This window comes from Martelella alba, from assembly GCF_006516955.1.
Taxonomy (GTDB): Bacteria; Pseudomonadota; Alphaproteobacteria; order Rhizobiales; family Rhizobiaceae; genus Martelella; species Martelella alba.
The window spans coordinates 1-26,210 of sequence record NZ_VHLG01000005.1; the positions used below are offsets into that span (position 1 = coordinate 1).

The 26,210-nt window shown below is 59.6% G+C and carries 25 protein-coding genes and 1 riboswitch; of the genes, 10 read left to right on the forward strand and 15 right to left on the reverse strand.

Translation table 11 applies throughout. The annotated features are described in order from the left end of the window. Positions 1–256 precede the first annotated feature (256 nt). Positions 257–400, reverse strand: a complete 144-nt coding sequence (locus tag FJU08_RS10885; protein ID WP_141149043.1) for a DUF1127 domain-containing protein — start codon at positions 398–400, stop codon at positions 257–259. 275 nt (positions 401–675) lie between these two features. Here FJU08_RS10885 and FJU08_RS10890 point away from each other — a divergent pair, with 275 nt between their 5' ends. Both FJU08_RS10890 and FJU08_RS10895 read left to right on the forward strand, forming a co-directional pair. Then, the gene (locus tag FJU08_RS10890; RefSeq protein ID WP_141149044.1) at positions 676–1,020 is read left to right on the forward strand and encodes a TfoX/Sxy family protein; all 345 of its coding nucleotides are present in this window, start codon (positions 676–678) and stop codon (positions 1,018–1,020) included. Positions 1,021–1,109: 89 nt separating this feature from the next. Beyond that, a complete protein-coding gene (locus tag FJU08_RS10895) occupies positions 1,110–2,078 on the forward strand; it encodes a LysR family transcriptional regulator (protein ID WP_141149045.1) in 969 nt (322 codons plus the stop codon). A 5-nt stretch (positions 2,079–2,083) separates the two neighbouring features. Here the strand turns inward: FJU08_RS10895 and FJU08_RS10900 are convergent, their stop codons facing one another. The 5 genes from FJU08_RS10900 to FJU08_RS10920 are packed head-to-tail and all read right to left on the reverse strand — an operon-like array spanning position 2,084 to position 6,569. Then, positions 2,084–2,884 carry an ABC transporter permease gene (locus FJU08_RS10900; RefSeq protein ID WP_141149046.1) on the reverse strand — a complete coding sequence of 267 codons (801 nt, stop codon included), beginning with the start codon at positions 2,882–2,884 and terminating at the stop codon, positions 2,084–2,086. 2 nt (positions 2,885–2,886) lie between these two features. After that, on the reverse strand, positions 2,887–3,642 hold the full coding sequence (locus FJU08_RS10905; protein WP_141149047.1) for an ABC transporter permease: 756 nt from the start codon (positions 3,640–3,642) through the stop codon (positions 2,887–2,889). Continuing rightward, entirely contained in the window at positions 3,635–4,462 is an 828-nt protein-coding gene (locus FJU08_RS10910) for an ABC transporter ATP-binding protein (protein WP_235890658.1), read from the reverse strand. Before FJU08_RS10910 ends, FJU08_RS10905 begins: the two co-directional genes overlap by 8 nt. 10 nt (positions 4,463–4,472) lie before the next feature. Continuing rightward, positions 4,473–5,516, reverse strand: a complete 1,044-nt coding sequence (locus FJU08_RS10915; protein ID WP_141149049.1) for an ABC transporter substrate-binding protein — start codon at positions 5,514–5,516, stop codon at positions 4,473–4,475. Between the two features lie 48 nt (positions 5,517–5,564). Then, positions 5,565–6,569, reverse strand: a complete 1,005-nt coding sequence (locus FJU08_RS10920) for an aromatic ring-hydroxylating oxygenase subunit alpha (RefSeq protein ID WP_141149050.1) — start codon at positions 6,567–6,569, stop codon at positions 5,565–5,567. A gap of 273 nt (positions 6,570–6,842) precedes the next feature. Between FJU08_RS10920 and FJU08_RS10925 the strand changes: the two genes are divergently transcribed. Further along, positions 6,843–7,844, forward strand: a complete 1,002-nt coding sequence (locus FJU08_RS10925; RefSeq protein ID WP_181409812.1) for a DUF1152 domain-containing protein — start codon at positions 6,843–6,845, stop codon at positions 7,842–7,844. A 35-nt stretch (positions 7,845–7,879) separates the two neighbouring features. Further along, positions 7,880–8,872: an aldo/keto reductase gene (locus FJU08_RS10930; protein ID WP_141149052.1), complete on the forward strand. Its 993-nt coding sequence runs from the start codon at positions 7,880–7,882 to the stop codon at positions 8,870–8,872. Between the two features lie 13 nt (positions 8,873–8,885). On the opposite strand, the gene FJU08_RS10935 is transcribed toward FJU08_RS10930, so the two are convergent. Both FJU08_RS10935 and FJU08_RS10940 read right to left on the reverse strand, forming a co-directional pair. Then, a complete protein-coding gene (locus FJU08_RS10935) occupies positions 8,886–10,259 on the reverse strand; it encodes an amidohydrolase family protein (RefSeq protein WP_181409813.1) in 1,374 nt (457 codons plus the stop codon). A gap of 101 nt (positions 10,260–10,360) precedes the next feature. Next, a complete protein-coding gene (locus FJU08_RS10940; protein ID WP_141149054.1) occupies positions 10,361–11,221 on the reverse strand; it encodes a TauD/TfdA dioxygenase family protein in 861 nt (286 codons plus the stop codon). A 200-nt stretch (positions 11,222–11,421) separates the two neighbouring features. Further along, a riboswitch (FMN riboswitch) is annotated at positions 11,422–11,594 on the forward strand. A 90-nt stretch (positions 11,595–11,684) separates the two neighbouring features. Here FJU08_RS10940 and FJU08_RS10945 point away from each other — a divergent pair. Then, positions 11,685–12,320, forward strand: a complete 636-nt coding sequence (locus FJU08_RS10945) for a riboflavin synthase subunit alpha (RefSeq protein ID WP_141149055.1) — start codon at positions 11,685–11,687, stop codon at positions 12,318–12,320. A gap of 2 nt (positions 12,321–12,322) precedes the next feature. Here FJU08_RS10945 and FJU08_RS10950 read toward each other — a convergent pair whose 3' ends face one another. From FJU08_RS10950 to FJU08_RS10960, 3 genes are all read right to left on the reverse strand, one after another. After that, on the reverse strand, positions 12,323–13,234 hold the full coding sequence (locus FJU08_RS10950; protein ID WP_141149056.1) for a LysR family transcriptional regulator: 912 nt from the start codon (positions 13,232–13,234) through the stop codon (positions 12,323–12,325). Positions 13,235–13,558: 324 nt separating this feature from the next. Then, positions 13,559–14,572 carry an aromatic ring-hydroxylating dioxygenase subunit alpha gene (locus tag FJU08_RS10955; protein WP_141149057.1) on the reverse strand — a complete coding sequence of 338 codons (1,014 nt, stop codon included), beginning with the start codon at positions 14,570–14,572 and terminating at the stop codon, positions 13,559–13,561. Positions 14,573–14,688: 116 nt separating this feature from the next. After that, the gene (locus FJU08_RS10960) at positions 14,689–15,591 is read right to left on the reverse strand and encodes a LysR family transcriptional regulator (protein WP_141149058.1); all 903 of its coding nucleotides are present in this window, start codon (positions 15,589–15,591) and stop codon (positions 14,689–14,691) included. A 288-nt stretch (positions 15,592–15,879) separates the two neighbouring features. Between FJU08_RS10960 and FJU08_RS10965 the strand changes: the two genes are divergently transcribed. The 5 genes from FJU08_RS10965 (at position 15,880) to FJU08_RS10985 (ending at position 20,555) form a co-directional block, all read left to right on the forward strand. Next, positions 15,880–16,308, forward strand: a complete 429-nt coding sequence (locus FJU08_RS10965) for a cupin domain-containing protein (RefSeq protein WP_141149059.1) — start codon at positions 15,880–15,882, stop codon at positions 16,306–16,308. Continuing rightward, positions 16,308–17,081, forward strand: coding sequence for a cysteine hydrolase family protein (locus FJU08_RS10970; protein ID WP_141149060.1), 774 nt, complete (start codon positions 16,308–16,310; stop codon positions 17,079–17,081). Before FJU08_RS10965 ends, FJU08_RS10970 begins: the two co-directional genes overlap by 1 nt. A 15-nt stretch (positions 17,082–17,096) precedes the next feature. Further along, positions 17,097–17,507 (forward strand): oxalurate catabolism protein HpxZ, encoded by a 411-nt coding sequence (hpxZ, locus tag FJU08_RS10975; RefSeq protein WP_141149061.1) that lies wholly within the window; start codon positions 17,097–17,099, stop codon positions 17,505–17,507. Between the two features lie 287 nt (positions 17,508–17,794). Then, a complete protein-coding gene (locus FJU08_RS10980) occupies positions 17,795–18,955 on the forward strand; it encodes an amidase (protein ID WP_141149062.1) in 1,161 nt (386 codons plus the stop codon). A gap of 13 nt (positions 18,956–18,968) precedes the next feature. Continuing rightward, positions 18,969–20,555 carry a gamma-glutamyltransferase family protein gene (locus FJU08_RS10985; RefSeq protein WP_141149063.1) on the forward strand — a complete coding sequence of 529 codons (1,587 nt, stop codon included), beginning with the start codon at positions 18,969–18,971 and terminating at the stop codon, positions 20,553–20,555. A 251-nt stretch (positions 20,556–20,806) separates the two neighbouring features. Here the strand turns inward: FJU08_RS10985 and FJU08_RS10990 are convergent, their stop codons facing one another. The 4 genes from FJU08_RS10990 to FJU08_RS11005 are packed head-to-tail and all read right to left on the reverse strand — an operon-like array spanning position 20,807 to position 26,208. Next, positions 20,807–22,495: an ABC transporter permease subunit gene (locus tag FJU08_RS10990; protein ID WP_141149064.1), complete on the reverse strand. Its 1,689-nt coding sequence runs from the start codon at positions 22,493–22,495 to the stop codon at positions 20,807–20,809. Continuing rightward, positions 22,492–23,544 (reverse strand): ABC transporter substrate-binding protein, encoded by a 1,053-nt coding sequence (locus FJU08_RS10995; RefSeq protein ID WP_141149065.1) that lies wholly within the window; start codon positions 23,542–23,544, stop codon positions 22,492–22,494. The genes FJU08_RS10990 and FJU08_RS10995 overlap by 4 nt, the downstream gene beginning before the upstream one ends. A 26-nt stretch (positions 23,545–23,570) precedes the next feature. Then, entirely contained in the window at positions 23,571–24,596 is a 1,026-nt protein-coding gene (locus tag FJU08_RS11000) for an ABC transporter ATP-binding protein (RefSeq protein WP_141149066.1), read from the reverse strand. Beyond that, a complete protein-coding gene (locus tag FJU08_RS11005; RefSeq protein ID WP_141149067.1) occupies positions 24,586–26,208 on the reverse strand; it encodes a CocE/NonD family hydrolase in 1,623 nt (540 codons plus the stop codon). The genes FJU08_RS11000 and FJU08_RS11005 overlap by 11 nt, the downstream gene beginning before the upstream one ends. Between the last annotated feature and the right edge of the window lie 2 nt (positions 26,209–26,210).

Here is a 26,210-nt window from a genome sequence, read left to right on the forward strand (position 1 = left end):
TTGCTGGCGCTCATCGCTTGCTGTTGACCCTGATATAGGCCTTTCCTCACAACTCAGGCAGGTGGTTTGCCTCAACGCGGCTATGCGTCTGGCGCAATCCTTGGCGAAAACGGGTATTTTGACAGAGTTTCATGCATCATTTCTGTGCAGGGCCGGTTGGCTCGCGCGCAAAAAATAACGCCCGCCGGGGGAGGAACCGGCGGGCGTTTCATGTGGCGACAATCGGGAGGAGGGATCGTCAGCCTTTGTAAAGGTCTTAGAAGGAAGCCTTGCGGGCAACGCGGCGAATGTCTTCGCGGTTGACGCCGAGGTCAGCCAGATCGCGGCCCGACATGCGGTTCAGTTCGCTGACGGTCTGACGGTACTTCATCCAGTTGTTGAAAGAACGTGCCATGCTCATTTTCGATCTCCTCGTGAATTGGGTTTCAGCGTGTCGCTCAGGTCTTGCTGGCGCTCATCGCTTGCTGTTGACCCTGATATAGGCCTTTCCTCACAACTCAGGCAGGTGGTTTGCCTCAACGCGGCTATGCGTCTGACGCAATCCTTGGCGAAAACGGGTATTTTGACAGAGTTTCATGCATCATTTCTGTGCATGAGGCGGAGCGTTGCGAGAAGGGCTTGCATCATCTGACGGTTTCATCATCTCATTTGCCGAACAGATATCGGGAGATGAAGATGGCGGTTGACGAGGAATTGGCGATGAAGCTGCGTGAGCGGCTGGAACCGTTGCAGGGTTTCAGCGAGAAGAAGATGTTTGGTGGCATCTGCTTCATGCTGAACGGTCATATGGTCGGCGCGGCAAGCGGCCGGAAGGATAGCGCCCGGCGCTTCCTGTTTCGTATTGGCAAGGAAAATGATGCAGCCGCAGCGCAGTTGGGGGCTGCCGAGCCGATGATGCAGGGCGGACGGAAGATGCGCGGCTTTTATTTTGTCGACGCCGAGACCCTGTCGGATGACGCCTTTGACGAATGGCTTTCGATTGCCATCGAAAATGCCTATTCGCTGCCGCCCAAAAACTGATCCGGCAAGCGGTTGCTGACATGTCTTGTTTCGGTCATTGATGCCGTTATCATCCCTATTTCGTTTCATATGCCAGCCAGGCGATCATCATGTCAGTTCAGTCATCCTCCTCCAATTCTCTCGGGGCGCTCGATATCCGGCTTCTGCGGATTTTGAGCGTATTGCTGGAGGAGGAGAGTGTTTCGCGCACCGCCGAGCTGATGGGGCAGACCCAGCCAACGATTTCTGCGGCGCTGCGCCGGCTGCGTGACATTCTTGGCGATCCGCTGCTGGTCCGAAGCGGCACGCATCTGGTTGCGACAGCCCGCGCGGTGGAACTGCGGCCGGCGGTGATGCGCATTCTTGCCGAGATCGATGACCATTTTGTCGAGCCGGGGCTGTTTGTACCGGAAACGAGTGAGCGCCGGTTCAGCCTGATTGCCGCCAACAGTCTGGGGCCGATCTTCCTGCCGCGTTTTGTCGCCCGCCTCAGGCGGCTTGCTCCGGGGATTACGGCAGATCTCTGTCCCATTCCCGCCGATGGCAATGTCGCAGCGGCCCTCGAAACGTCCGAACTCGATATTGCCGTCGTCAATGCGCCGATCGAGCCCGAAAGCCTTAGAATAGCGCCGCTGATGGCAACGGATCTTGTGTGTATCATGGGGCGCGCGCATCCTCTGGCGGGGGCAGCATCGCTCTCGCTTGAGACCTATCTGACGCTGAAACACATTACCCCGACTCCGCTGAACCTGGCTGCCACAGCACCTATCGACAGCCGGTTGAAGGCCCTTGGCCATAGCCGTCAGATCACGCTTTCCGTGCCGGAATTCGGGGTTATTCCCTTTATCGTCGCAGAATCCGACCTTGTTTTCACCACCGGGCGGGCTTTTGCCGAACATTTGTCGGAAACGCTGCCGATCGCGATTGTTCCGGCACCTGAAGCGCTGTCACGGATGAAGTTCCAGATGCTTTGGCATGAACGTCAGCATCGCTCGCCCGCCAATCGCTGGCTCAGGGAGCAGGTCAAGGCGACATTTGCCGATATTGCTGTCGAGATGGAAGCTGGCGAGCAGGGCTGAGCCCTTCAGCGCTTGAGCCCCATGCGGGCTAAAAGCAGTTTCTCCGTGGCGCCGAAAACGGCGTAGATCGCAACGGAAAGCCCCGTCACCAGCGCCACCGATGTCCATAGATCGTCGGCATTGAACTGGGTGACATCGATCTGCATGCGGTAGCCGAGGCCATCGCCCGTGGCGAGCCATTCGGTGAGAAGTGCGCCGATAAAGGCACCCGGCACAGAAATGCGGGCGGCGGTAAGGATCGACGGCAGGGCTGCCGGTAGCGCAATGCGGTGCAGATAGGTGAAAGTGCCGCCACCAGCGCTTCTGACCAGATCGAACCACAAGGGCGAGCCGGAACGCAGGCCGAGCACCACGTTGATCAGCACGGGAAAGATCACTACAAGTCCGCCGATCACCGCGACCGAGCCAAGACCACGCCCGAAAATCAGCGTGATCAGCGGCGTCATGGCCACCAGCGGGACCGAGCGCAGCACCAGCGCCAGCGGCATCATGGTGCGTTCCGCCACCGGCCAGATGATGAAGCTTGCCGACAGAAGAGTGCCGATCGCCATGCCGGCGACAAAGCCGAGGCCGGCATGGCCAAGCGAGATCCACATATCGGCCGCCAGTGAGGCGCGATTGGCTGCAGCTGCTGGACTGGCGAAGGCATAGTGCCAGACGTCAAGCGGCGTCTTGCCGACAAAATTATTGATGTCGAAGATGATGAGATAGCCCCACCAGAGCGCCAGCACGACGAGGATTGACGCCAGAGACATGGCTAGTGCCGAAAGGGCTTTGAGTGTCATGGACAGGAAAGTGTCTCCCATGCTTATGCCCCTCCCGCATTTGAGCGGTCCCAGGGCAGAAGCAGATGCCCTGCAAGCCTTATCAGCGCATAGACAGCACCGGCGATGATTCCGCTCAGAAGCGCGATGCCGAAGGTCCGGTCGGCCAGCATCTGCTGCATGGCAACGACCATGGCGATGCCGAGCCCTTCCTGTACTGCACCCAGCCATTCGCCGATCACGGCGCCGAGAAAGGCGGCAGGGGCGGCAAGCGCCAGAGCCGCAAAAAGGGCGGGAAGGGCGGTCTGGAACCGGATATAGCGCAGGGTCGCAAACCGTCCGCCGCCGGAAGCACGCACCACGTCGATTGCCGCCTGATCTGCCGCCTTCAACCCCATCAGTGCGCCGACAAGCGTGGTGAAGAACACGGAAAGCGCCGCCAGTGTGATCATCGGCTGCTGGCCCGACAGCGTCAGCGACAGGATGGGGCCGATCGCGATTAGCGGCACGCAATAGGAGATCACGGCGAGCTGGACCACGAGACGCTCCAGAACAGGGATCATCATCACCAGCAAGGCCAGCAGGATCGCCAGTCCGTTGCCCCACAGATAGCCGAGTGCGGCTTCGTAGAGCGTGGCGGAGACATTGGGGCCGTAGAAGGACCAGCCATCGGAGAAAAGCCGGATGACAACAGCCCCCGGCGTCGGCACCATGCCGCGCGCCAGATGCAGGGCGCCTGCAGCCCACCAGAGTGCGATCAGGATCACAAGACCGGTCAGCCATTGCCGTGCCTTAGTCATGATCGACCCCATTGCCGAACAACAGGTCGCTGACCTGGTCGACCAGCGCATGAAATTCGGGCGTGCGCATGATCTCCGCATCGCGTGGACGCGGCAGGTTCACCGGAATCGTTGCGACAATCCGGCCGGGCCGGGCGGCCATGACGACAATGAAATCGGAAAGCAGCACCGCCTCGTCAATGCCATGGGTCACCATCAAAACGGTTGCTGCCCGGCGGGCGAGAATACGCATCAGCTCAACATTGAGCCGCCGCCGGGTCATATCGTCCAGTGCACCGAAAGGTTCGTCGAGCAGCAATACGGACGGTTCCAGCACCAGCGCGCGGGCAATCGAGACACGCTGGCGCATGCCGCCGGAGAGCTGGGCCGGTCTGGCACTGGCAAAGGGCGTCAGCCCGACAAGTTCGATGAGATCAGCGATCCTCTTCCTGTCGACCGGTCGTCCGGCCACCTGTAGCGGCAAAGCGATATTGTCGGCGACACTGCGCCAGGGCAGAAGGGCGGAATCCTGAAAGGCAATGCCGAGTTCGCCATTGGCCACCGCCTCGGCCGGTGTTTCGCCATGGATCAGCACCCGGCCGGAACTTGCCGGTTCAAGGCCCGCTGCAATTCTGAGAATGGTCGACTTGCCGCAGCCCGACGGGCCTATCAGTGAGATGAAGGCATGTTCGGGCGTCTTGAGATCAATGTTCTCGATCGCCGTAACGCTTTTGCGCCCAAGCCGGAAATGCTTGGACAGTCCCTCAATATCAAAGCCGGTACCGGCGGGCCTGAAGGGCCCACCGGTTGGCGCGGCATTGCTTGCAACTTGATCTGTCAATGGCAGGTCCTCAGGCCTTGAGCGAGGGATCTTCTGCATAGACCTCATCGAGAAGCGACATGTCGAACAGCTGGTCTGCGGTCAGGTCAAAGCCATTGGCCTTCAGGATCTCGATATTGCGGGCGATCAACTCCGGGCTGATCGTCAAAATACCGTGTGCATCGGTATAGGGGCTGACAAGAAGCTCATTCTGGGCTTTTGCCTGCATGATCTGTTCATCCATCGGCAGGCCGAGCGATTTTCCATAAACCTCAACGGCGAGTTTGGCGGCCCCTTCCGGATCCTTCAGCGCCTGCTTCCAGCCAAGAATTTCGGCCTTCAGCATCGCCTTGACCTTGTCGCGCTCATTGGCGATCGAGTCATTGTGAACAACGATGGTTTCCGACACCAGTTCGAAATTGTGGTCGGCAAACATCATCACTTCGGTTTCAACACCCTTCAGCGCCAGCGAGATCGGCTCATTGGTCGAAAACGACATCCAGCCATCGACATCACCAACGGCCAGCGGCGTCGGATCAAACTGGGCAGGGATCTTGTTGATCGAAGCGGGGTCGATATTGTTCAGCTTCAAAAACAGGTTCCATGTCGTCTCATTGACGGCCTGAACGCCGATCTTCTTGCCGATCATCTCTTCCGGCGTGGTGATCGGATTGGATTTCAGCGAGGCAATGCAGAAAGGGTTTTTTTGATACTGCACGCCAACGGTCTTTACTGTGGCGCCCTTGGCAATCGCGGCCGCGGTCAGATCCGGCAGCGAGATGCCGTAAAAGACCTTCTTCTGCATCAGGCCGATTTCGGCCGGTGCGGCAGAGGGGCCGCCGGGAATGATGTCGACGCCGGTAAAGCCCTGATCCTTGTAGTATCCATTGGCATCGGCAAAGAATTCGCCAGCGAATTCAGTGTTGGCGACCCAGGAAAGCTGGACGCCGATCTTGCCGTAATCGGCAGCGCGCGCCGGCGCTGACATAAATGCGGGTATGGCCGCAAGCCCGGCAAGCCCTGCTCCTGCCTTGAGGAATTGACGCCTGCCTGTCGATTTATCGAGAATGTTCATGACTTCTCCGTACCGTTCTGGTCGTTGCGTTGTCTGGATAAGGTGTTGTTATTCGGCGGCCTCGGGCTGCATTGCCTTGAAGGACAAGCGCAGCTTCTTGCGCATCAAAATGCCGGGCCTGTCCGATGGCATGGAGATTTCCACGCCCTCGGAGGCATCGAGAGGCACTTCATCGTCGGTGGTTTCGATCACGAATTTGTCTTCATCCGAGACGGCACGGTCGAAAGCGATGACCTTTTCCGGCGCGACATCGGCATCCGTGTCATTTCTGAGGACGAACTGAATGCGCTGGGTGCGGCCCTCGTCAATCGGCGTTGCGAATGTGCAGTGAATGTTGGTGAGCCCGTTTGGATAAAAGATCCGCCCGGCGCGCGAAAAGGGCAGGAAGAACTGGTTGGCATTGTTGCGGACGGTCTTTTCTTCCGTCGTCAGCAGTGCTTCACGGTTTTCTTTCGGGTTTTTCACCGGCACTTCATTATAGCAAATGAAGCCGTCTTCGGTGTCCTTGAAGCTGTTTTCTGCCGGGATCGGGTCAGCTTCGGCAAAGGTTCCCTTGTGCACGAAGGCGATATGCGAATTGTCGAAGCTGTTTTCGACAAGGCGCAGCGGATTGCAGGTCCAGATCTCGCGGAACTCCTTCACCTGGCGAAAACGGTCATCGTAGAATTCCGGCAGATGCGGAATGTCATGGAGCGGCTCTTCCAGTGCGACCCAGACATAGCCATAGCGTTCATCGCAGAAATAGCCCGGTACGCCAAAGGGTTTGGGGCGGTGGTCGACCTCCTGCGGCACCTTCACGCAGGCGCCTTTGCCGTTGAAGGCCCAGCCGTGATAGGGGCAGATGATGTTGCCATCCTCGACATAGCCAGCTGAAAGCTTGGCGGTGCGATGAAGACAGCGGTCCTTAACCGCGCGCGGTTTTCCCTCGCCATCAAGCCAGAGCACGATATTTTCAGCCAGAAGCCGGAAGGGTTTCGGTCCGCTTTTGAGATCGTCAACCGGCATGATGCAGTACCAGAAGCGGCGAAGCTCGGGCCGTTCGGTGACGCGCATGGTTTCAACTCCCGTGTGGTGAAGTGACAATGTGTCGTGCTGAAACGATAGTGCCAGTCACGCAGACTTGAACATCGTCAATTTCCCATAGACTTCATTGACCAAATGCCATGAACCCTGTCCTCCCGGTCCGAACGGCCCGGATTTCGGGCGGCATGGCTTCCGTCTATAGAGTCTATTGCCCCCGGGGCGCTGCCAGCGGCGCGATCGCCCGGCTAGTCTTGTTGCAAAGGCCCTGTCCTTTCATGACTGACAGACGAAATGGAGAACCACATGTCCTACCCGCCCTCATTCACGGAGCTGGCCCTAAAGGCAAAGCATGCCCTGATCATTGGCGTCGGCGGCGGCGGTGATGTGATCCAGTCGATCCCGGTCGGAAACTATCTGAAGCTGCTTGGTGTGGAAAAAATCACCGTTGGCGGTGTCGGTTCATCCTGGTGGATGCCCGAGGGCGATCCGATTTCAGCCGATCCGACCGCCATGACCTACGGCCCGGTGGTTTATGATGTCGGCGCACTCAAGCCCTCGCGTGAGTGGGTGCCGGGCATCGTCGGCGTCGGGATCGAGACCACTTACGGCCAGTCCTGCAAACCGGCCGAAGCGGTGCTGGCAGATCTTCTGCCGGGAGAACCCTTCGTTGCCGGGCTGACAAAGGGGGCAACGGGCCTGCGTGATGCGCTTGCCGCGCTGATCGAAAAGGAAGGGATCGACCTGATTGTCGGCGTCGACATCGGTTCAGATTCATTCCATGACGGAAAGGAAGTCGTCCCTGCCCAGACCTCACTCATTGATTTCATTGTGCTGGCGGCGTTGACACAGCTTGAAATTCCGGTGGTCTATGGCCTTGCGGGCTACGGCTCTGATGGAGAAATGCGGCTTGAGGAGCTGGATGAACGTGTCAGCCGTGTGATGGCGGCCGGCGGCTATCTCGGCGCCATCGGGCTCAGCCATCGCGACGTCGCCGAAATGCTTTCAGCCTGTGAACTTTATCCCGATCCGATCGAACATTATGCCGCGCTCGCCGCGCGCGGCGAATTTGGCTATCGCCGGGTTCAGACTCACACGCCATGGGGCAGTGCGGTGAAGATCACACCGCTTGCGGCAACCATTTTGTTCTTTGACCCGAAAGTGATGGTCGAGGTCGCCTGCCATGGTGTGAAAGCCCTTGCTGACACGACAAGCCTTGATGAGGCTGAAGAGATCTTTGCCGCCTCCGGCGAAATTCCTGAAACACGGCTGGAGCCGGTGATCCGCTTCATGCGGCCGCAAAACTGAACAGTACCGACAAGAGACGACGAAGGGAGAACCCCATGCTGAAACGCGAAATCGGCAGGAGCGGCATTTCGGCGTCCGCGCTGGCGCTTGGAACCTGGGCCATTGGCGGCAGTGACTGGGGCGGAACCGATGAGGACGCCTCGATTGCCGCCATTCACGCCGGCCTCGATGCCGGTATCGACCTGATCGACACGGCGCCGATCTATGGCTTCGGCCTGGCCGAGGAACTGGTGGGCAAGGCGATTTCCGGGCGGCGTGACAGCGTGGTGCTTGCCACCAAATGCGGCCTCGTCTGGGGCGGCGAAAAGGGCGCGTTCTTCTTTCCAAGCGAGTATGGCAAGGTCCACCGCTATCTCGGTCGCGATGCCATACGCATGGAGGTCGAGGCATCGCTAAAACGGCTGAAAACCGACTATATCGACCTCTATCAGACCCATTTCCAGGAACCGACAACGCCGATTGCCGAGACGATGGAGGCCCTGCTTGAGCTCAAGCAAGAGGGCAAGATCCGCGCTATCGGCATCTCCAATGCCTCGGCGGAGCAACTGGCAGACTATCTGGCCGTCGGTCAGGTCGATGTGATGCAGGAGCAATACAGCATGGTGAGCCGGGATCTCGAAGGTGAGGTTATTCCGCTGGCCCTTAGCGAAGGCGTCGGCATCCTCGCCTATTCGCCGCTTGCCATGGGGCTTTTATCCGGGCGCATGCGTGCGGAACGCTCTTTCGGTAGCGGCGATGTGCGCGGTGAAAGCAAGCGGTTTGCCCCAGATGTTATCACCCGCGTCAACACCTTCCTCGACAGTATCGCCCCGATTGCCGCAGACCACGATATCTCCATGGTGCAGCTGGTGCTGGCCTGGACGCTGGCACGCCCCGGCATCACCCATGTGCTTTCCGGCGTGCGTAACCGCGCCCAGGCGGATGAAAATGTCGCCGCTGCCAATGTCAGCCTCAGCGCGGATGAAATGGCGGCGATCACCGCAAAGCTCGATGAGGCTGCGCTGAACGTGCCGCCGACTTACGGCTGATTGAGGCGCGGCCTCAAAAGCCGTGAAAGGCGAGTTCTTCGGGAAGCGGCTCGCCCCTGGCAATCAACTGGCCAAGGCCACGCATTTCGGTGAGCCAGTAATCCAGATCGATCGTGGTCAGGCGCCGGTCCTCGACAACCTGACGGCCGGCGATGAAGACATCGCGGACATCGGACTTGCCAGCGGCATAAATGATATGGGTCGCAAGATCATAGATCGGGGCCGCATGCGGCGCCCTGGTTTCCACCAGAATGAAGTCGGCGATCTTGCCCGGTTCGATCGTGCCGAGCCGGTCGGCAAGACCGAGGGCCTTTGCACCGTTGACGGTCGCCATGGCAAGAACATCATCGGGCTTGATCACCGTCGGGTCCTGTTGCACGCCCTTGGGCAAAAGCGCTGCCAGCCGCATGGAAAGCCACATATCGGTATCGTTGCCGGAAATCGCACTGTCTGTGCCAAGCGTGACATTGATGCCGGCATCCAGCATGGCCGGGACAGGTGCGATACCTGAGCCGAGCTTCAGGTTCGACACCGGATTATGGGCGACGGTGGTGCCGCTTTTCGCCAGACATTCGATCTCGCCGTCATCGACATGGACGCAATGCGCGAGCACCGTGCGCGGATCGAGAAGGCCGAGGTGATCCATATGGTGTATGACCGAGCGGCCATAGCGCTCCTGAATGATCTTCTGTTCTGTCGCCGTCTCAGCGGCATGGGTGGAGAAATGTCCGCCTTTTTTTTCTGCAAGCGCAAAGGCGGCCTTCAGATTATCCGGGCCGACCGTGTAGGACCCATGCGGATAGCAGCCGGGCAGTACCAGCGGGTGTCCCTGCCAACGTTCGAAAAAGGCCTCCGCGCGGGAAAGCCATTGATCCGGCGTGATCCCGCACATGCCCGGACCATCGAAAAACCAGCTGCCGGTGGCAATGCGGATGCCGGTTTCAGCTGCAGCCTCTGCAACGGGTTCGGCGATCCAGAACATGTCCATCACCGTTGTCACGCCCGACAGGAGCAGTTCGGCAAGCCCGACGAAAGCGCCGATACGGCTTGTGGCTGGCGTCAGATAGCGGCTTTCTGCCTTCCAGACTTCATCAAGCCAGGGTTCAAGCGCGAGATTTTCGATCAGGCCGCGATGTTGCGCGCAGGCGGCATGGCAATGGGTGTTGATAAGCCCCGGCATCAGGATTGCACCCTCGGCATCGACAATGCGCGTTTCCGGGCCGATATGGCCGAGGAGCGCGACATTGCTCTCAACCGCAGTGATGCGGCCATCCTTCACCGCCACGCCGCCGAGGCGGAAACTGGTCCTGCTACCCGTTCCGGTGAGAACCTGTGCGCCGCCGACGACGAGATCGGCAGGGCTGTTCGGCGGCGAAATCTGTTCCATGAAAGGGCATGCTCCGGGCGGGTATGAGAATTGGCCCATATTATCAGCGCCCGCCGCTCCGGGTAAGCAGCGGGCGATCTATGAAGTCTATAGACCGTTGATCAGGCGGGGCGTTCGCCGCGCACCCAGATACGCCACATATGCCGCTCATAGGCCTTGTCGTCATACATGCTGGCGCGGTGCAGGGTGATGCGGTCATCCCACATCAACAGGTCGCCCTTCTGCCATTTGTGGCTATAGACAAATTCGGGTTTTGTCACATGTTCGGCCATGGCCTTGACCAATGCGCGGCCCTCATCTTCCGGCATGCCGATGATTTCCTTTGCGGCACCGGTGGAGATGAAGAAGGCCTTGCGGCCATCGACGGGATGGGTGCGCACGAAGGGGTGGATGACGTCCGGATTTTCCAGCTTTTCCTCTTCGCTCAGCTGCTTGCCGTTGATGGCGCGGGTTTCCATGAACCAGTTGTAGGAATGCAGCACATCCATCTGGTCCAGCTTTTCCTGCTCATCTTCCGGCAGGGCATAGAAGGCAGCCGAGGCATCGGCGACAAGCGTTTCGCCGCCCTCCGGCGGTGTCTCGAGACAGTAGAGCAGGGTCAGCATCGGCGGGAATTCAAGATAGGTGCCATCCGTATGCCAGGTAATGCCGTCCAGATGCGCGCCGATCGGCTTGCCATCGACAATCTTGTTGGAAAGGACGTAGATTTCGGGATGGCCGGGCAGGGTGAAATCCTGGATCTTGTTGCCCTCAAGCGTGCCGAATTTGGCGGCGAAGGCTGAAAGCGTATCGGCGTCGAGTGTCTGGTTGCGCAGCACCAGCGCGCCCTTTTTCTGGAACGCATCGCTGATCGCGGCAACCTCGGCTGCACTCGCCGTGTTGATATCGAAATCGATGACTTCGAGGCCGAAGCCGGGAATGAGTTCTTCGCCTGAAATCTCGGCCAGATCCTGAACGGCCATAGCTGTTCCTTTCTTGTTGGTGGTTGATCATCGTCAACCTTGCTTTGCCCACACTAGGGGAAGGGAAGCGATGCCTGCCAGCACCAAATTCCGTCAGGGGTGCTGCTTCAACTGCAGCACCTGTGAACGCTTAGTTGCCATTTGGTGGACGCTGACCATGTGATCGGCGCTTGCCTTTTTACCGCAAGCCCTTATCTTGTGCCTGTCTTCGGGGCGGGGTGAAACTCCCCACCGGCGGTGGTGTTGTTGGTGATCTCTTCTCAAGGTCCATGCAGCTAAGTCCGCGAGCGCCTGATATCGCCAGATGTCAGGGTCAGCAGATCTGGTCAAACTCCAGAACCGACGGTTACAGTCCGGATGGAAGAAGACGAAGCAGATGGGTGGCGGTCCGGTGTTCGGAGCGCCGCGCAGCCTATGCTTTATGCCCTGGGACGCTCTTTTTGGAACCACAAAGGATGCGTTCATGTATACAGGAATTGTTCAGGCCGTTCGCCCGCTCGAGGCCGTCACCAAGAATACGGGCTATACCGAATTCGCCGTCACCTTCACCGATGAGCTTCTCAACGAATTGAAGATCGGTGCCTCCGTCAATATCGAAGGCACCTGCATGAGTGTGACCAGCATCAATGGTCATCGCGTGACCTTCGATGCCATGGCAGCGACGCTGGAGCGGACCAATCTCGGCAAGTTGAAAAGCGGCGACAAGGTCAATGTTGAACGCTCGGCCAAGCTGACCGACGAGATCGGCGGCCATGTCATGGCCGGCCATGTGGCGACCACGGCCGCCGTCGAGGAAATCTCGATCAGTGATGAGGGCGCCTATATCCGCTTTCGTGTGCCGGAAGAATGGGCAAAATACATCTTTCCGCGCGGCTTTCTGGCGGTCAATGGCTGCTCACTGACAGTCGCCGAGGCCGATGGCAATCTCTTCACCATCAACCTGATCCCCGAAACGCTGCGTCAGACCACCTTCGCGAACTACAGGCCGGGCGATCTTCTCAATATCGAGGTTGATCACCAGACCATGGTTCTGGTTGACGTTATCGAGCGCACCATGGGCCGCTTTGCCGTGCCTGCGGCCAGTGCAAAAGCCGCCTGATCTTATTGCTGTGCGGGGCTGAGACGTTCCAGGCTCGCCCCGATCTCGCCTTCGAGAACGGAGACGGCGGCATCGACCGGTCCCTTTTCGCGCCGGGCAAGGATCAATGTCTGGGATTTGAGCGTCTTGTCACGGATCGGCAGATAGGTGAGTGGACCCGCCTGATCCGTCTCCGGCACATCAATGCGCGACAGGAAGGTAATCGTTTCGCCGTCCAGTACCATTTCCCGCATGAAATCATTGGAATTGGCGAGAAAAGCGGGGCGGAATTCGAGATCTGCGCCGCGGAATGCATCCATGATCAGCTGGTAGATCGTCATCGACGGATCGCCGAGAACGGCCGGACAGGTCATCAGCTCTTCAAGCGAAACCATGCCCTTTGCCGCCAGCGGATGGCTACGGGAAACCACGGCGCCCAGCCGGGTTGCAAAACGCCCCGTCACCTTCACACCCGGCGCATCAGGTAGATTGTAGCCGAGGCCGAGATCGGCTTCACCCGCCGTCAGTGCGGCTGAGATCTCCGCTGCCAGCATCGCCTTCACCGTCACCGTGACGCGCGGATGCGAGCGATTGAAGGCGCGGATCACATCGGGCAAGACGCCGCCCATCAGCCCGCCCATGGATGCTAGCCGCACTTCGCCGCCGGAAATGCCGCGGATCTGGTCGATCTGCGTCTGGAGTTTTTCGTGCTCGCGCAGGGTGGCGCGCACATGGGCGATCAGCAATTCGCCGGTCTGGGTCAGTCGCATGCCATTGGGCAGGCGATGGAAAATCGGCACGCCCAGCTCCTCCTCCAGCGCCAGGATTTGCCGGTTGATCGAGGAGGAAGAGACGTTGAGCCGCTCGGCGGCACGGCGGATGGAGCCTGCGCGCACGACTTCGTCGAGATAGCGCAGCATGCGGGAATGCAGCATGGAGAATTATGCCCGGTCATTGGTTTCGGCCCGAGCATAATGCAGCGGCATCAAAAGGAAAATGCCCGCATTGCTGCGGGCATCCAGACTGCTGACAAACCTCGCTCCCTTCTGCTGATGTCATGCCTGTGCTTGTCACAGGCATGCAGCCGACGCGCGTCCGCGCGGCGAAAGAACTTTTCTATTCAAGGTCTTATGAATTTGGATCCCCGTGACAAGCACGGGGATGACGACGGAGGGGGCGGCCATTCAACCCGGACAGGCAATCTGAACGACTTTGTCAACAGTCTGAATGCCCGCATTTGCTGCGGGCACCGTTGGCCGTCACGCCGGGACTTCTTCCTCGCCATGTTCACGCAACAGCGCCAGAAGGCGTTTGCGCATGATCATGCCGGGGCGATCTGAGGGCATATGCATCTCGATCTTGCGCGACATGTCGATGATCGCGTCGGGATTGGTCGATTCCAGCACGTCCTTGTCTTCCATGACGATCTTTTCGTCCCAGGCGATCAGTTCCTCGGTGGAGACGTCTTCTTCCGTGTCGTTACGGTAGAGAAGCTGCACGACCTGGATGGCGCCATCATCAATCGGCGTTGCGCAGTTGAAGATGATGTGGCGGATGCCCGATGGATATTCGATATCGAGCCGGCGACAGAAAGGCATGAACCATTTGTTGCGCATGTGGCGCTTGGTGGTCGGGTTCGGATCGCCGGTGATCTTGCGGCCATATTCGGGATTGTTGACCTCGACGATGGTTTCCGCCTCGAAGCCGTAATCGGTCTCGGTGATCTCGTATTTCTCCGGGCGCGGCTGATCGATCTGGCCGAAACTGTCGCGGTGGACGAAGGAGAAATGGGCATTGTCGAAGGAATTCTCCATCAGCCGCAGCGCCGAGGTTTCCCAGCGGTCATAGAACTGGTGAATGCGGCGATAGCCATCCATGTCTTCTTCCGGCACGGGCGGAATGTCGCCAATCGGCTCGTCGAGTGCCACCCAGGCATAGCCATAGCGCTCGCGACAGAAAAACGCCTTGGCATGGGCGTTGGGGATCGGCTGTTCAAAGGGAAATTGCGGCACCATGACCAGCTTGCCGGACCGGTCATATTCCCAGCCATGATAGCCGCAGACGACATTGCCATTGCGGCACCAGCCCTTGGAAAGCTTGGCGGTACGGTGACAGCAGCGGTCTTCCAGTGCTGCCGGTGCGCCGTCTGCATCAAGGAAGAGCACGATATTCTCGCCGAGCAGCGTGAAGGGTTTCGGGCCGTCCTTCAGGGCCGAAACCGGCACGGTTGCGTACCAGAAACGACGCAGCAGCGGCTGTTTGGTGTTGAGCATGAAGGGTCCTCACTGAAATTCACGCATTCGGGTTTGCTGCTATTTAAGAAAATCATGGCGTTGCGTGAAAAGCATCAAATTCAGCGCACCCCGATGCCTCAAGCGGGACACGGGGCTCAGTCGGCCATGTCACGCATGACGCTGCGCATATGTTCGGCAAAGACGCTGGCGAGCGCGGAGAGATTGCGGCGGCCGCCGATCAGCATCAATTGCTGCGTGTCGGACTGAAACTCGCGCACCGGCACATAGGTGAGGCGGCCCATCCGGCTTTCAAAGGCGATATCAAAGGGGGTGAGGACGGTCACATAGCCTTCGCTCATGGCAAGGTGGCGCATCATTTCAATGGAATTGGCCTCGATGGCGAAATGAAGCTGCAGGTTTGCGCGGGCAAAGACCTGATCGATATGCGGTCGGATCGCCGTTGTCGGATCGGCAACCACCATGGGATAGCCGACACATTCGGAAAGCCGGATACTGGTCGAGCGCGCCAGCGGATGATCTGGGGCGACGGCGACACCAAGCCGGCCGATGGCGATTTCATGGACTGCGATTTCGATATCGGCGGGAAAATCGAAGCCAAGGCCGAGATCGGCAGCGCCACTCGTTACCGCTTCGCGGATATCATCGCCGGTGGTCATCAGTTTGAGCGACACGCGCACGCCCGGCGTTGCCCGCTGGAACAGGCCGATGGCGCGTGGCACCAGATTGGCGGCAAGCCCGCTCATCAGTGCAATCGTCACCTCGCCGCGCCGCAACCCCTTCAGGTCCTCGATCATCGCCTCGGCGCGGTTCATGCCCTTCAGCGTGTCGCGCACATGGCCGATGAGAATTTCACCCGCCGCCGTCAGCGTCAGCCGTCGCTTGGTGCGATCGAAAATCTGGGTATCGAGTTCCTCTTCAAGACTGGCAATCTGGCGCGAAATCGCCGAGGCCGAAACGTTGAGCCGCTCTGCGGTACGGCGCACCGAACCGGTGCGGGCGACTTCGTCGAGATAGTTGAGTAAACGTCCATGCAGCATGAAGGGCCATTCCAGAATTGTCTGTTTGTTGCCTTTTAGTCAACAATATATGCGAAAATAAATGCTTTTACAGCGCTGTTTTTCTGGCATTCTGAAGTTGGTACAGAAATACGCTTCCACCTTGCAGCCTGCCAAATGGCTCTAATTCCCCCCTCCGCTTGCGGCAGGTTTTCGCGTCTCTGTACCCGGCATGGACGGGCCTTGTGAAAGGTCTCCCACCACCTTGACTTAATCCGCTCCGTCCATGCCCTTTTCCATTCAATTGCTTCAGGGACCCAGGATTTTAACATGCTCAGCTATTCCTTCGAACAGGTTGAAAAGGCACAGGCCTTTCGGATTTCGCCCAAGGATACCAACTATTTTGCGATCCTTTTCGATCCGCAGAAAGACGGCATCGAGCATATTCTGGTGATCGAGATCTTCACCGTTGGCGGTGCCACGCCGCCGAACGAACATAGCCATGCGCATGAGTTTTTCTACGTGCTCGAAGGTGAGGGCATTGCGGCCAGTGACGGCGAGGAAATGCCGATCAAGAAGGGTGATGCACTGATGCTGCGTCCGGGATCCGAGCATATCGTCAAGAATACCGGTTCCTCCAAGCTCTACACGCTGACGGTGATGACGCCCAACCAGGATTTTGCCGAACTGATCCGCAGCGGTGAGCCGGTTGAGCTTGATGCAGAAGATCTGCAGGTCCTGACCGGAAAGGCGGCCTGATGACGGCGGCTGATCAACGCCTGCCGCTTGGCACATATCCGCAAACTGCCTGGAATGTCTCTGCCGAAGAGGTCGTGCTGTCGCGCCCGCAGCCGGACCCCCGACTTTTGACGGTCACCGACAAGGGCCGAAAGATCACGCTTGATCTCAATCGCACCGGCATCATCATTGTCGATATGCAGAATGATTTCTGCCATCCCGATGGCTGGCTGGCCTCGATTGGTGTTGACGTGGCGCCGGCGCGCCAGCCGATCGAGCCGCTCACCCGGCTGCTGCCATTGCTGCGCCAGGCTGCAGTGCCGGTCATCTGGCTCAACTGGGGCAATCGCCCCGACCGTGCCAATCTGCCGCCATCGACATTGCATGTCTATAAGCCTACGGGGCGTGAGACCGGTATTGGCGACCCGCTGGAGAACGGCGCGAAGGTGCTGGAAAAGGATAGCTGGGCAGCGGCCGTTGTCGATGAACTGATCATCGAGCCCGGCGATATCTCGGTCGACAAATATCGAATGTCCGGATTTCAGGACACGGCGCTTGATAGTATCCTGCGCAATCTCGGTTTGACGACGCTGCTTTTTGCCGGCGTCAATGCCGACCAATGCGTGCTCTGCACGCTGCTGGATGCAAATTTCCTTGGTTATGATTGCCTGATGGTCGAGGATTGCTCGGCCACCACCTCGCCCGCCTTCTGCATGGAGGCAACGCTCTACAATACGCGCCAGTGCTTCGGATTTGTCTGTTCGTCGGATGAAATCGTTGCGGGGCTTGCCTGATCTACCGGTGTTCCCATGACTGAAGACAAAAATGCTGCCGTCCAGCCCGTCAACGAAGCCGCCGTGCTTGAAGAGGTGACGGCGCTTTGCGATCTCTATGAAAAAGCGCTTATGGACAATGATCTCGATACGCTGGATGCGCTGTTCTGGGATAGTGAACTGACCCTGCGTTACGGCGTCGGTGAAAATCTTTACGGCATTGCCGAAATCCGTGATTTTCGCAAAGGTCGCACGGGCGGTTCGCCGAAACGCGATGTGCTGCGCCGCCAGATCACCACCTTCGGAGCCGATTGTGCTGTTTGTGATCTGGAGTTCCAGCGTCCCGGCGCTACGGTGAAGGGACGGCAGAGCCAGACCTGGATCCGCACCGCCTCGGGCTGGAAGATTGCCGCCGCGCATGTCTCGCTGATGGGCGCCTCGCACTGACAGATCAGACGGTCTGCCTGATGCCTGTAACGGGCAGGCGGCGGCGCGATCTGCGGATGGCTTTCCCACAACCGGATTAGAGCGACGTGCGTCCGTTTGGACGTACCGGAACGCTCTATCTTATTGAATCTACGCATCGCTCTTTTCGAAAAGAACGATGCGCCAGTGCAGAAAAACCAAAGCAGTGCTTGCCCTTTTGCCGGGCTTGCCGTCATCATCTTCTTCATCGGTGCGCCCCGCCCAGCCGGGGCGCACCCTTTTCGATTTTTCGCAAGAAAGACATGCCGATGACCAAACCCGCCGATGCATTCATCTCTCATTTCAATCCTGCCATCTCGCAAAGCATGCCGGGCTCGGATCTGCTGTCTGGTTTCACCGTTGCGGTGAAAGACAATTTCGATGTGGCGGGCACTGTCACGGGCGGCGGGAACCCGGAATGGGCAGAAGATCAGTTACCGGCGACAGGTCATGCAGCCGCCGTCTCCATGCTGCTTGATGCGGGTGCGACCCTTGTCGGCAAGGCGCAGATGGATGAGCTTGCCTATAGTCTCATGGGCGTGAATGCGCGCTATGGCACGCCGGTCAATCCGGCGGTTCCGGCTCGCGTTCCCGGCGGCTCATCGTCCGGCTCCGCATCCGCTGTTGCCGGCAAGCTTGCCGATATCGGACTTGGTTCGGATACCGGCGGATCGGTGCGGCTGCCCTCGTCATTCTGCGGCCTGTTCGGCTGGCGTCCGAGCCATGGGCTGGTCCCGCCGGAAGGGCTTCTGGCGCTGGCGCCAAGCTATGATGTGCCGGGCTTCATGACCCGCGATCTTTCCACCATGCGCCAGCTCGGCAAGCTGTTTGCTGCCGGGCAAAGCGTGGCTGAAGAGGTGCGGCTCTGGTATCCGGCCGATGTCTGGCATCTGTGCGAACAAGCCTCTGCCGCGCAGCTGAAACAGGCCTTGCCGGGCGGTGATCGCAATGACAGCCCGCTGCTTGCCAAGGTTGATATCACCGATCTGCTGCCGGTCTTCCGCATTCATCAGGGCTACGAGGTCTGGCAGGTTTTCGGCGAATGGATTGAAAAGCGTGAACCCGATTTCGGGCCCGGCATTCGCGAGCGTTTTGCCATGGCGTCGAAAATCACCAAGGCGGCATTTGACGATGCGGTCGAAAAGCGCAATGCTTTCAGGGCGCATCTTGAGAAGGTGCTGCAGCCGGGTGTGGTGATGGTCTATCCGACGGCCCCCGGACCGGCCCCGCTTCTGACGGCCGGTAACGACGCGGTGGAGGATTTCCGCAACCGGGCGCTTTCCATGCTGGCAATTGCCGGCCATGGCGGCCTGCCGCAGCTTTCGATTCCGCTCGGCCTTGTCGATGGTGCGCCGATCGGTCTGTCGCTGGTGGCGGCCCCCGGATCGGATCGGCTTTTGATCGAAACCGCAAAATTGTTCATGCGATAGGAAAACTGTCATCATGCTTCATGCAGCCCTTGGGTTTGAGGGTGCTTTTTCAGCACCGCATCGCGCTGCAGCGCTTGCCGGGCGCGATATTCTGCGTCAGGGCGGAACGGCGATGGAGGCCATGGTCGCCGCTGCGGCGACGATTGCCGTCGTCTATCCGCATATGAACGGCATCGGCGGCGATGGCTTCTGGCTGATCCGCCGTCACGATGGATCTGTCACCGGCATTTCGGCCTGTGGTCAGGCTGCGGGTTTGGCCACGCCTGAATGGTATGCCGAGCGCGGCCACACAAAGGCCATGCCGACACGGGGCGGGCATGCGGCCCTTACAGTGCCGGGCACGCTTGGCGGCTGGGCGAAAGCGCTTGATCTGGTCGAGGCGGATTTGCGCTTCGGGCTCGATGAATTGCTTGATGCGGCTATCTCCTATGCCCGTGATGGCATTGCAGTCACCGGCAACCAGTCGGTCTGCACGGCGGACAAGCTGGCGGGTCTCAAGGATGTGCCGGGTTTTGCCGAAACCTTCCTTCTGGATGGTGAGGTTCCTGCTGCCGGTCAGCGGCTGAAACAGCGTGCACTCGGACGGACGCTGAAGCTGATTGCCACCGAGGGCATTGAGAGCTTCTATTCCGGTGAGCTGGCGGCAACCCATGCGGCCTTTCTCGAGGATCACGGCTCGCCGCTGCGCTACGAAGATTTCACCGCCTATGCGGCGCGTGAGGTTGAGCCGCTGAAAGTCGGCACCTCGCATGGCGTGCTGATGAATATGATCCCGCCAACACAAGGGATTGCCTCGCTGATGATCCTTGCCCTTTTTGACCGCCTGGCGGTCGAGCAAGGCGAGGGCTTTGATCATGTCCATGGGCTGATCGAGGCCACCAAACAGGCCTTCATCCTGCGCAATGCGGGATTGGGTGACCCTGATTTCATGACTGAGCCGGCCCAGAACTGGCTGGACGGCGAGCGGCTGGATGCGCTGGCGGAAAAGATTCATCGCAGCCGGGCGCTTGCCTGGCCCTATGATCCGGCGGAAGGCGATACGATCTGGATGGGGGCAGCCGATCGCTACGGCAATGTGGTCTCTTTCATCCAGTCGGTTTACTGGGAATTCGGCTCTGGGCTGACCTGCCCGGAAACCGGCGTCTACTTCCAGAACCGCGGTGCTGGCTTCTCGCTCAAGCCTGGCCCGAACCTGCTTGCGCCCGGCAAGCGGCCCTTCCATACGCTCAATCCGGCCATGGCGCTTCTGCGTGACGGTCGTGTCATGGCCTATGGCACCATGGGTGGCGAAGGGCAGCCGCAGACGCAGAGCGCCGTCTTCACCCGTCACATTGTCTATGGCATGGACCTGCAGCAGGCCATCACCGCACCGCGCTGGCTGCTCGGGCGCACCTGGGGCGAGGAAACCACGACGCTGAAACTCGAGGACCGCTTCGATCCGGCGCTGGTTCAGGCGCTGAAGGATGCCGGTCACGACGTCGAGATGATCGCGCCCTTTTCCGATACGGCCGGTCATGCGGGCGCCGTTGTCCTGCATCCGGGCGGACTGATGGAGGCTGCTACCGATCCGCGCGCCGACGGCGCCGCCATCGTCGACTGAGGCCTTTCAGGCGGGTGACGAAGCTTTCCAATTTCCACTGGCGTCATATCTGTGCCTGACACAGATATCCAGCCGCCGTGCATCTGCACGGCGAAAGACCCTTTTAGTCCGATGCTTGAAGAGCCTGGATCCCCGTGACAAGCACGGGGATGACGACGGAGGGAGCGCCCCAAACAGGCAATCTGAATGACTTTGTCAGCAGTCTGAAGGCCGGTGGCTTGCTCCACCGGCCTTTTTGTTTTGGCTCTTCTTCAGCGTGCATAAAGCCTGTCGAGGCGGACGAAGCGGCCAACCAGCGCCAGCATGATCACCGTCAGCAGGATCAGCACGGTGGAGAGCGCATGGGCTGTCGGACGCAATTCGAACGAGGCTTCGGCATAGAGCCTGACCGGCAATGTTGTCATGCGCGCCGTGGTCAGGAAGCTCGTCACCGTCACTTCGTCAAAGCTCAACAGAAAACCGACGATCGAGGTGGCGAACAGGCCCGGCATCAGCCCCGGCACGATGATCAGGAAGAACCGCTTGATCCCGTTGGCGCCAAGTGAGGCAGCTGCCTCTTCCTGACTGTGGTCGAGACCAAGAACGGAGGCTGTCAGAAGCGTGATCGCGAAGGGCAGGATTACCACAACATGGATCGCCATCAGACCGATGAAGGGCGGAATGGCGATATAGATCTGCAGCAGCTTCAGCATGCCGACGCCGAGGGCGACATGGGGCAGCGACAGCGGCAGCAGCCAGAAGGCGAGCAGGGCTGAGCGGCCTCTGAAAGGAAAGCGTGCCAGCGCAAAGGCGGCCGGAACTGCCACGATCAGCGAGACAAGCAGCGAAACAAGGGCGAGCTTTACCGAGATCAGGAATGAATCAGTGTAATAGCCGTTGATGAAAATTTCCTTGTACCAGCGCAATGTGAAGCCACGGAAACCGGCCGCCGTCGCCAGTTCTACATTGTTGAAGCTCTGCACTGCCACGAGAAACAGCGGCAGGAGCAGCAGGCCGACAGCCGCCGCAAACAGCAGTTTGGAGACGATCGGGCCAGCAATATTTGCAAGCGGTTCGACAAAGCGCGGAATGGCGAGCGGACGGCTCTTGCCGCCATGGCGCCAACCCATCATCCGGTTGAGCGCCAGCGTGGCGAGGACGGCAAAGATCAGGCCGGTGGCGGTCATGATCAGCGCCAGCGCTGCAGCCAGCGAGGTATTGAGGTTCTGCATCGCCTCCTGCAGCACCAGCATGCCGGTGGTCCAGACCTTCTTGCCGCCAAGCATCACGGCAGAGACGTAGGATGTGGAGGCCATGAGGAAGACGATGATCATGCCGGATTTCAGCCCCGGCAGCGACAGCGGCAGGTCGACGGTCAGAAACCGCATCGCCGGCGATGCACCGAGGCTTTCGGCGGCCTCATGAATGCGCGGCGAGGTGTTTTGCAGATTGTCGTAAAGGGCCAGCACCATGAAGGGCATGAAGACCTGTACAAGGGCGACGACAACGGCGCCCTGATTGAACAGCATCTTGTTGAAGGAGGGAATGCCGAACCAGCCGATCACGGTGTTGATCAGCCCATCCGGCGACAAGAGCAGGATGATGCCGAGCGAACGCACCACGACATTGGTGAGCAGCGGAATGAGAATGATGGAAAAGGCCAGCGCCCGGTATTTCACCGGCAGCCGGGCAATCCAGAATGCAACGGGATAGCCGAGCAGCGCAGAAACCAGTGTCACCAGCAGGCTGAGCCAGATCGTCTCGAACACGACCTTGTAGTAGAAACTGTCCGAGGCGATGTCGATGAACTGCTGCAGCGACGGGGCCTGCAGAAGCGGCGCGAAGGGATCGGAATATTCGTGCAGCGACAGCATGACCACCGCAAGCAGCGGTGCGGCGAAGGCAAAGGCCAGCCAGATGGTGACCGGCGCTGAAAGCGCCGGCCCAAGCCATTTCCTCATCCGGCAATCTCCCGGTCGTAGATGGCCTGCCACTTGGTGCGGTTCTGGTTGATGTAATCCCAGTCGAAGTCTACCAGGCTGTCGATCTGATCGGGCATGATCAGCTTCGGCTTCAGATCATCGGCGATCGCGACATTGTTGACGGTCGGCGAGTAGTAGATACGCTCGGCATAGGCCTGCATGACCGGTTCGGACAGATGCAGGTTGATCCACTCTTCGGCGAGCTTCTGGTTCTTGGTGCCTTCGGTGATGCAGGCGACGTTCATGGCAATCGCCTGGCCTTCGGTCGGCTTGGCGAGGGCGAAATCGGGGTTGCGCTCTTCGATGTATTTTTCGCAATAGCTGCCGAATTCAACCGAAAGATCGGCGATATCCTGATCGAACATGTCGAAAAGCTGGGCCTGGCTGCCCTGAATGGCGGCAAACGGCTTCAGTTCCTTGACCTTGTTGAAGCCATCAGGCGCCATCTTGGTCTGATCGCCGAACCAGGCGATGTTGGACATCATCAGTGCCGAAATGCCTTCGGCGCCAAGGCCGCTCGGCCAGGCAATGCGGCCGGCCCATTCCGGGTTCCACATGTCCTTCCACGAGGTGATCGGGGCGGACGCCTTCTTGGTGTTGTAGACGATCGTGCAGGGGTTGATGGCAACGCCATAGCCGCCCTTCTTGGCGATCGGGTAGAGATACTGGGCGTTTTCGACCGCATCGGTCGGTGCCTGGGTCACGCCATCGGCAACAGCCTGGCGGCTTTCATAGATGTTGAGGTAGAGCACGTCGAAGCTCGGACGGCCGCGTTCAGCATAGGCGCGAGCACGGCGCTCGACGGTGCCGCCGAGAACGTAGGAAATCTTGCAGCCATACTTGTCGACAAGCACGGGCTCGATGAATTCCTTGACGATTTTTTCCTGCTCGCCGCCCCAAATGCCAACGACCAGTTCATCGCCGGGCTTGGGGTCCGGCGTCTCAGCGCGGACAAAGGAATAGGGAGCGGCAAGCGAGGCTGCGCCGCCGAGAAGCAGTTTGTTGACTGAGCGTCTTGAGATGTTCATCTGTGCTGTTCTCCGGTTTTTTTGATTTATATGAAGGTGGTGCCGCCAGCCTCGGCAGAAATGCTGCAGGGACTTCCGATGGCAGGCGGTGGGGTATCCGACGGAACGATCAGGCGGATCGAGCCGCAGGCGGATTGGATGTCGACCTCATAGGTCTCGCCAAGATAGGCGGCATTGGTGAGCGTGCCGGACACGGCAAGCGGTCCATCGCCTTCGCCGATCTTCAGCCGCGAGGCGCGCAGAACAAGTTTCTGGGCCTTCGCCGGGGCATTGGCACAGGTGAGGCCAGGTGCAACGAAGATGCCGTTTTCCACCTTGCCGTCAATCACCGTGCGGTGGCCAAGGAAGGATGCGGTAAAGGCGCTTTGCGGTGCATCGCAGAGTGAAACCGGCGTGCCGATCTCGCTCATCAGCCCCTTGCTCATCACGGCGATGCGGTCCGACATGGAGAGCGCCTCGGCCTGATCATGGGTGACGAAAATGGTGGTGATGCCGAGGCGTTGCTGCAAGGAGCGGATCTCGTTGCGCATGTCGGCACGTAGATTGGCGTCAAGGTTCGACAGCGGCTCATCGAGAAGCAGGACATCCGGCTCGATCACCAGTGCGCGGGCAAGGGCGACGCGCTGTTGCTGGCCGCCGGAAAGCTGGCCGGGATAGCGATCGGCAAAGGCGGAAAGGCCGACTGTTTCCAGCGTGCGGCCAGCGCGCTCGCGCCATTCTTTTCGCGATGAATTGCGCATTCTGAGCCCGAAGCCGACATTGTCGATGACGCTCAAATGCGGAAACAGCGCGTAGGACTGAAACACGACGCCGATATTGCGCTTGTGCACCGGCTTGCCGGTAATCTCCTTGTCATCGATGAAGATGCGGCCACCGGAGGGTTGGACAAAACCGGCGATCATCCGGAGCGTGGTGGTCTTGCCGCAGCCGGAGGGACCAAGCAGCGACAGAAGCTCGCCCTTGGGCACTTCGATCGTAAGGCCGGAAACGGCTGTGGTGTCGCCATAGATCGCCGAGACATTGTCGAGCGTGAGATAGGGCTTAGGCGCCATTTGCGTGGTCCTCTGTCATGACATGCAAGTAAAGCCGGCTGGCTGTTGCGCCGCCGTGCAGAATGGCCAGTGTTGCCGGTTGCCGGGCCATCGGGTCGGCGTCTGCCGGGTCTTCGCCGGGATAGGAAAAGGCGGACCACGCGGCGATCTGAAGCGAAAGGCGCAGACAATTTCCTTTCGCAACGGTCTGATAGATCGAACGCAGGTCGATTTTCACCGGTCTGTCTGAAACAGAGATTCTGGTCGTCCCGGTGGCAATCACACGGGCAACTCCCGAGGGGGAAACAAGCGAGAGCGAGGCGACAAGATCAAAGACCGGTTCAGCGGTCTTCACGGTGATTTCGGCCGTAAGTGGCCCGCAAAGGGTGAATGGGTTTTCCGCAGCTGCGGTGGTGTAGGTGGCGACATCGGACCGGCTGTCATGGGCTGCGCGGTCCACGGGGCCTGCCGGATCGCCCAGATGGCCGCCGACAAGCGGCGCCGGGCGGAAGGGATCGGAAACGATGAGGTCAAAGCCTCCGTCCTTTTCGGCCTCACCAAGTCTTCCATCGCCAAGATGGGTCGCGGCAAGGCCACCGGAGGTAAGGTCAAGGCTGCGCGTTTCACCAGTCGGGAAATCGGCGAAGTCGCGCCATGCATTCGTCCCCATATCATAAAGGCTTGCCGCCGGAGGGGCCTCGCCGAGGCCCTTCAGGTAAAAATCGAAGAAGGCGATCTGGTCGCGGTCGATCGCGCGGGCGGCCGTTCCCGGCAGGTGGGCCTCACCGGCGCTGGCATTCCAAGGGATATGCGACCAGGGGCCGATGATCAGATGCGTGGTTGCGGCGGATGCCTTGCGGAAGGCTTTGTCAGCGGCGAGCGTGCCGGTCAGCATGAAATCGGCAAACCCACCGGTATGCAGCACGGGAATCGCCAGATCGATATCCTTCAGCAGCCGGGCCGGGGAAGCTGTTTCCCAGTAGTCCGCGCTGTTTTCGGCCCAGAGCGCCAGATGCGACAGATCGGGGCGGGCAAGCAGGGCGCGGTAGATTGTGGCCGGATCGGTCAGGGCTGCGAGCATGTCCCAGCTTGCGCGATCCCCCTTGTGCGCCGCCTTCAGCAGTGCCATCTGCCGGGCCCAGAAGGTCATGCCGCCAAAGCGCAGCGCGCCGCCCTCATAGGCCCAGTCGTGTTCCGGTGAGAAGGAGGCCATGGCCGGTGCCATGGCATCAACACGCGCGCCGCCAGCCAGCGCCAAATATTGCGTCACCGCCTGATAGGAAAAGCCGTAAAGGCCGATCTTTCCATTGCTGCCCGTGATTGCGCGTGCCCATTCAACCGTCTCGGCGCCGTCGCGGACTTCCTGGCGCAGGCAGTCGAAATCGCCTTGTGAGCCGCCCATGCCGCGCACATCCTGCACCACAACGATATAGCCATGGGCGGCATACCAGGCGGGATGGGCGAGCGTGACAGTGGAGGCGATCTTGCGGCCATAGGGCTGGCGCATCAAGAGAACGGGGTAGTCGCCCTGCTCCGCCGGACGATAGATATCGGCAACCAGCTGCACGCCATCGGAAAGCGTCAGGCTTTCCGTTACGGGTTCAATCGGCGTGTGGCGCGGTTTGTCGAGCAATG

Coding starts and splice junctions, on each gene's coding strand:
- FJU08_RS10890 (WP_141149044.1), top strand. CDS start 676: ATGGCGGTTGACGAGGAATTGGCGATGAAGCTGCGTGAGCGGCTGGAA.
- FJU08_RS10885 (WP_141149043.1), bottom strand. CDS start 400: ATGAGCATGGCACGTTCTTTCAACAACTGGATGAAGTACCGTCAGACC.
- FJU08_RS10960 (WP_141149058.1), bottom strand. CDS start 15,591: ATGCTGCATGGACGTTTACTCAACTATCTCGACGAAGTCGCCCGCACC.
- FJU08_RS10970 (WP_141149060.1), top strand. CDS start 16,308: ATGACGGCGGCTGATCAACGCCTGCCGCTTGGCACATATCCGCAAACT.
- FJU08_RS10955 (WP_141149057.1), bottom strand. CDS start 14,572: ATGCTCAACACCAAACAGCCGCTGCTGCGTCGTTTCTGGTACGCAACC.
- FJU08_RS10965 (WP_141149059.1), top strand. CDS start 15,880: ATGCTCAGCTATTCCTTCGAACAGGTTGAAAAGGCACAGGCCTTTCGG.
- FJU08_RS10925 (WP_181409812.1), top strand. CDS start 6,843: ATGTCCTACCCGCCCTCATTCACGGAGCTGGCCCTAAAGGCAAAGCAT.
- FJU08_RS10930 (WP_141149052.1), top strand. CDS start 7,880: ATGCTGAAACGCGAAATCGGCAGGAGCGGCATTTCGGCGTCCGCGCTG.
- FJU08_RS10905 (WP_141149047.1), bottom strand. CDS start 3,642: ATGACTAAGGCACGGCAATGGCTGACCGGTCTTGTGATCCTGATCGCA.
- FJU08_RS10940 (WP_141149054.1), bottom strand. CDS start 11,221: ATGGCCGTTCAGGATCTGGCCGAGATTTCAGGCGAAGAACTCATTCCC.
- FJU08_RS10995 (WP_141149065.1), bottom strand. CDS start 23,544: ATGAACATCTCAAGACGCTCAGTCAACAAACTGCTTCTCGGCGGCGCA.
- FJU08_RS10990 (WP_141149064.1), bottom strand. CDS start 22,495: ATGAGGAAATGGCTTGGGCCGGCGCTTTCAGCGCCGGTCACCATCTGG.
- FJU08_RS10895 (WP_141149045.1), top strand. CDS start 1,110: ATGTCAGTTCAGTCATCCTCCTCCAATTCTCTCGGGGCGCTCGATATC.
- FJU08_RS10935 (WP_181409813.1), bottom strand. CDS start 10,259: ATGGAACAGATTTCGCCGCCGAACAGCCCTGCCGATCTCGTCGTCGGC.
- FJU08_RS10945 (WP_141149055.1), top strand. CDS start 11,685: ATGTATACAGGAATTGTTCAGGCCGTTCGCCCGCTCGAGGCCGTCACC.
- FJU08_RS10985 (WP_141149063.1), top strand. CDS start 18,969: ATGCTTCATGCAGCCCTTGGGTTTGAGGGTGCTTTTTCAGCACCGCAT.
- FJU08_RS10950 (WP_141149056.1), bottom strand. CDS start 13,234: ATGCTGCATTCCCGCATGCTGCGCTATCTCGACGAAGTCGTGCGCGCA.
- FJU08_RS10920 (WP_141149050.1), bottom strand. CDS start 6,569: ATGCGCGTCACCGAACGGCCCGAGCTTCGCCGCTTCTGGTACTGCATC.
- FJU08_RS11000 (WP_141149066.1), bottom strand. CDS start 24,596: ATGGCGCCTAAGCCCTATCTCACGCTCGACAATGTCTCGGCGATCTAT.
- FJU08_RS10900 (WP_141149046.1), bottom strand. CDS start 2,884: ATGGGAGACACTTTCCTGTCCATGACACTCAAAGCCCTTTCGGCACTA.
- FJU08_RS10980 (WP_141149062.1), top strand. CDS start 17,795: ATGACCAAACCCGCCGATGCATTCATCTCTCATTTCAATCCTGCCATC.
- FJU08_RS10915 (WP_141149049.1), bottom strand. CDS start 5,516: ATGAACATTCTCGATAAATCGACAGGCAGGCGTCAATTCCTCAAGGCA.
- hpxZ (WP_141149061.1), top strand. CDS start 17,097: ATGACTGAAGACAAAAATGCTGCCGTCCAGCCCGTCAACGAAGCCGCC.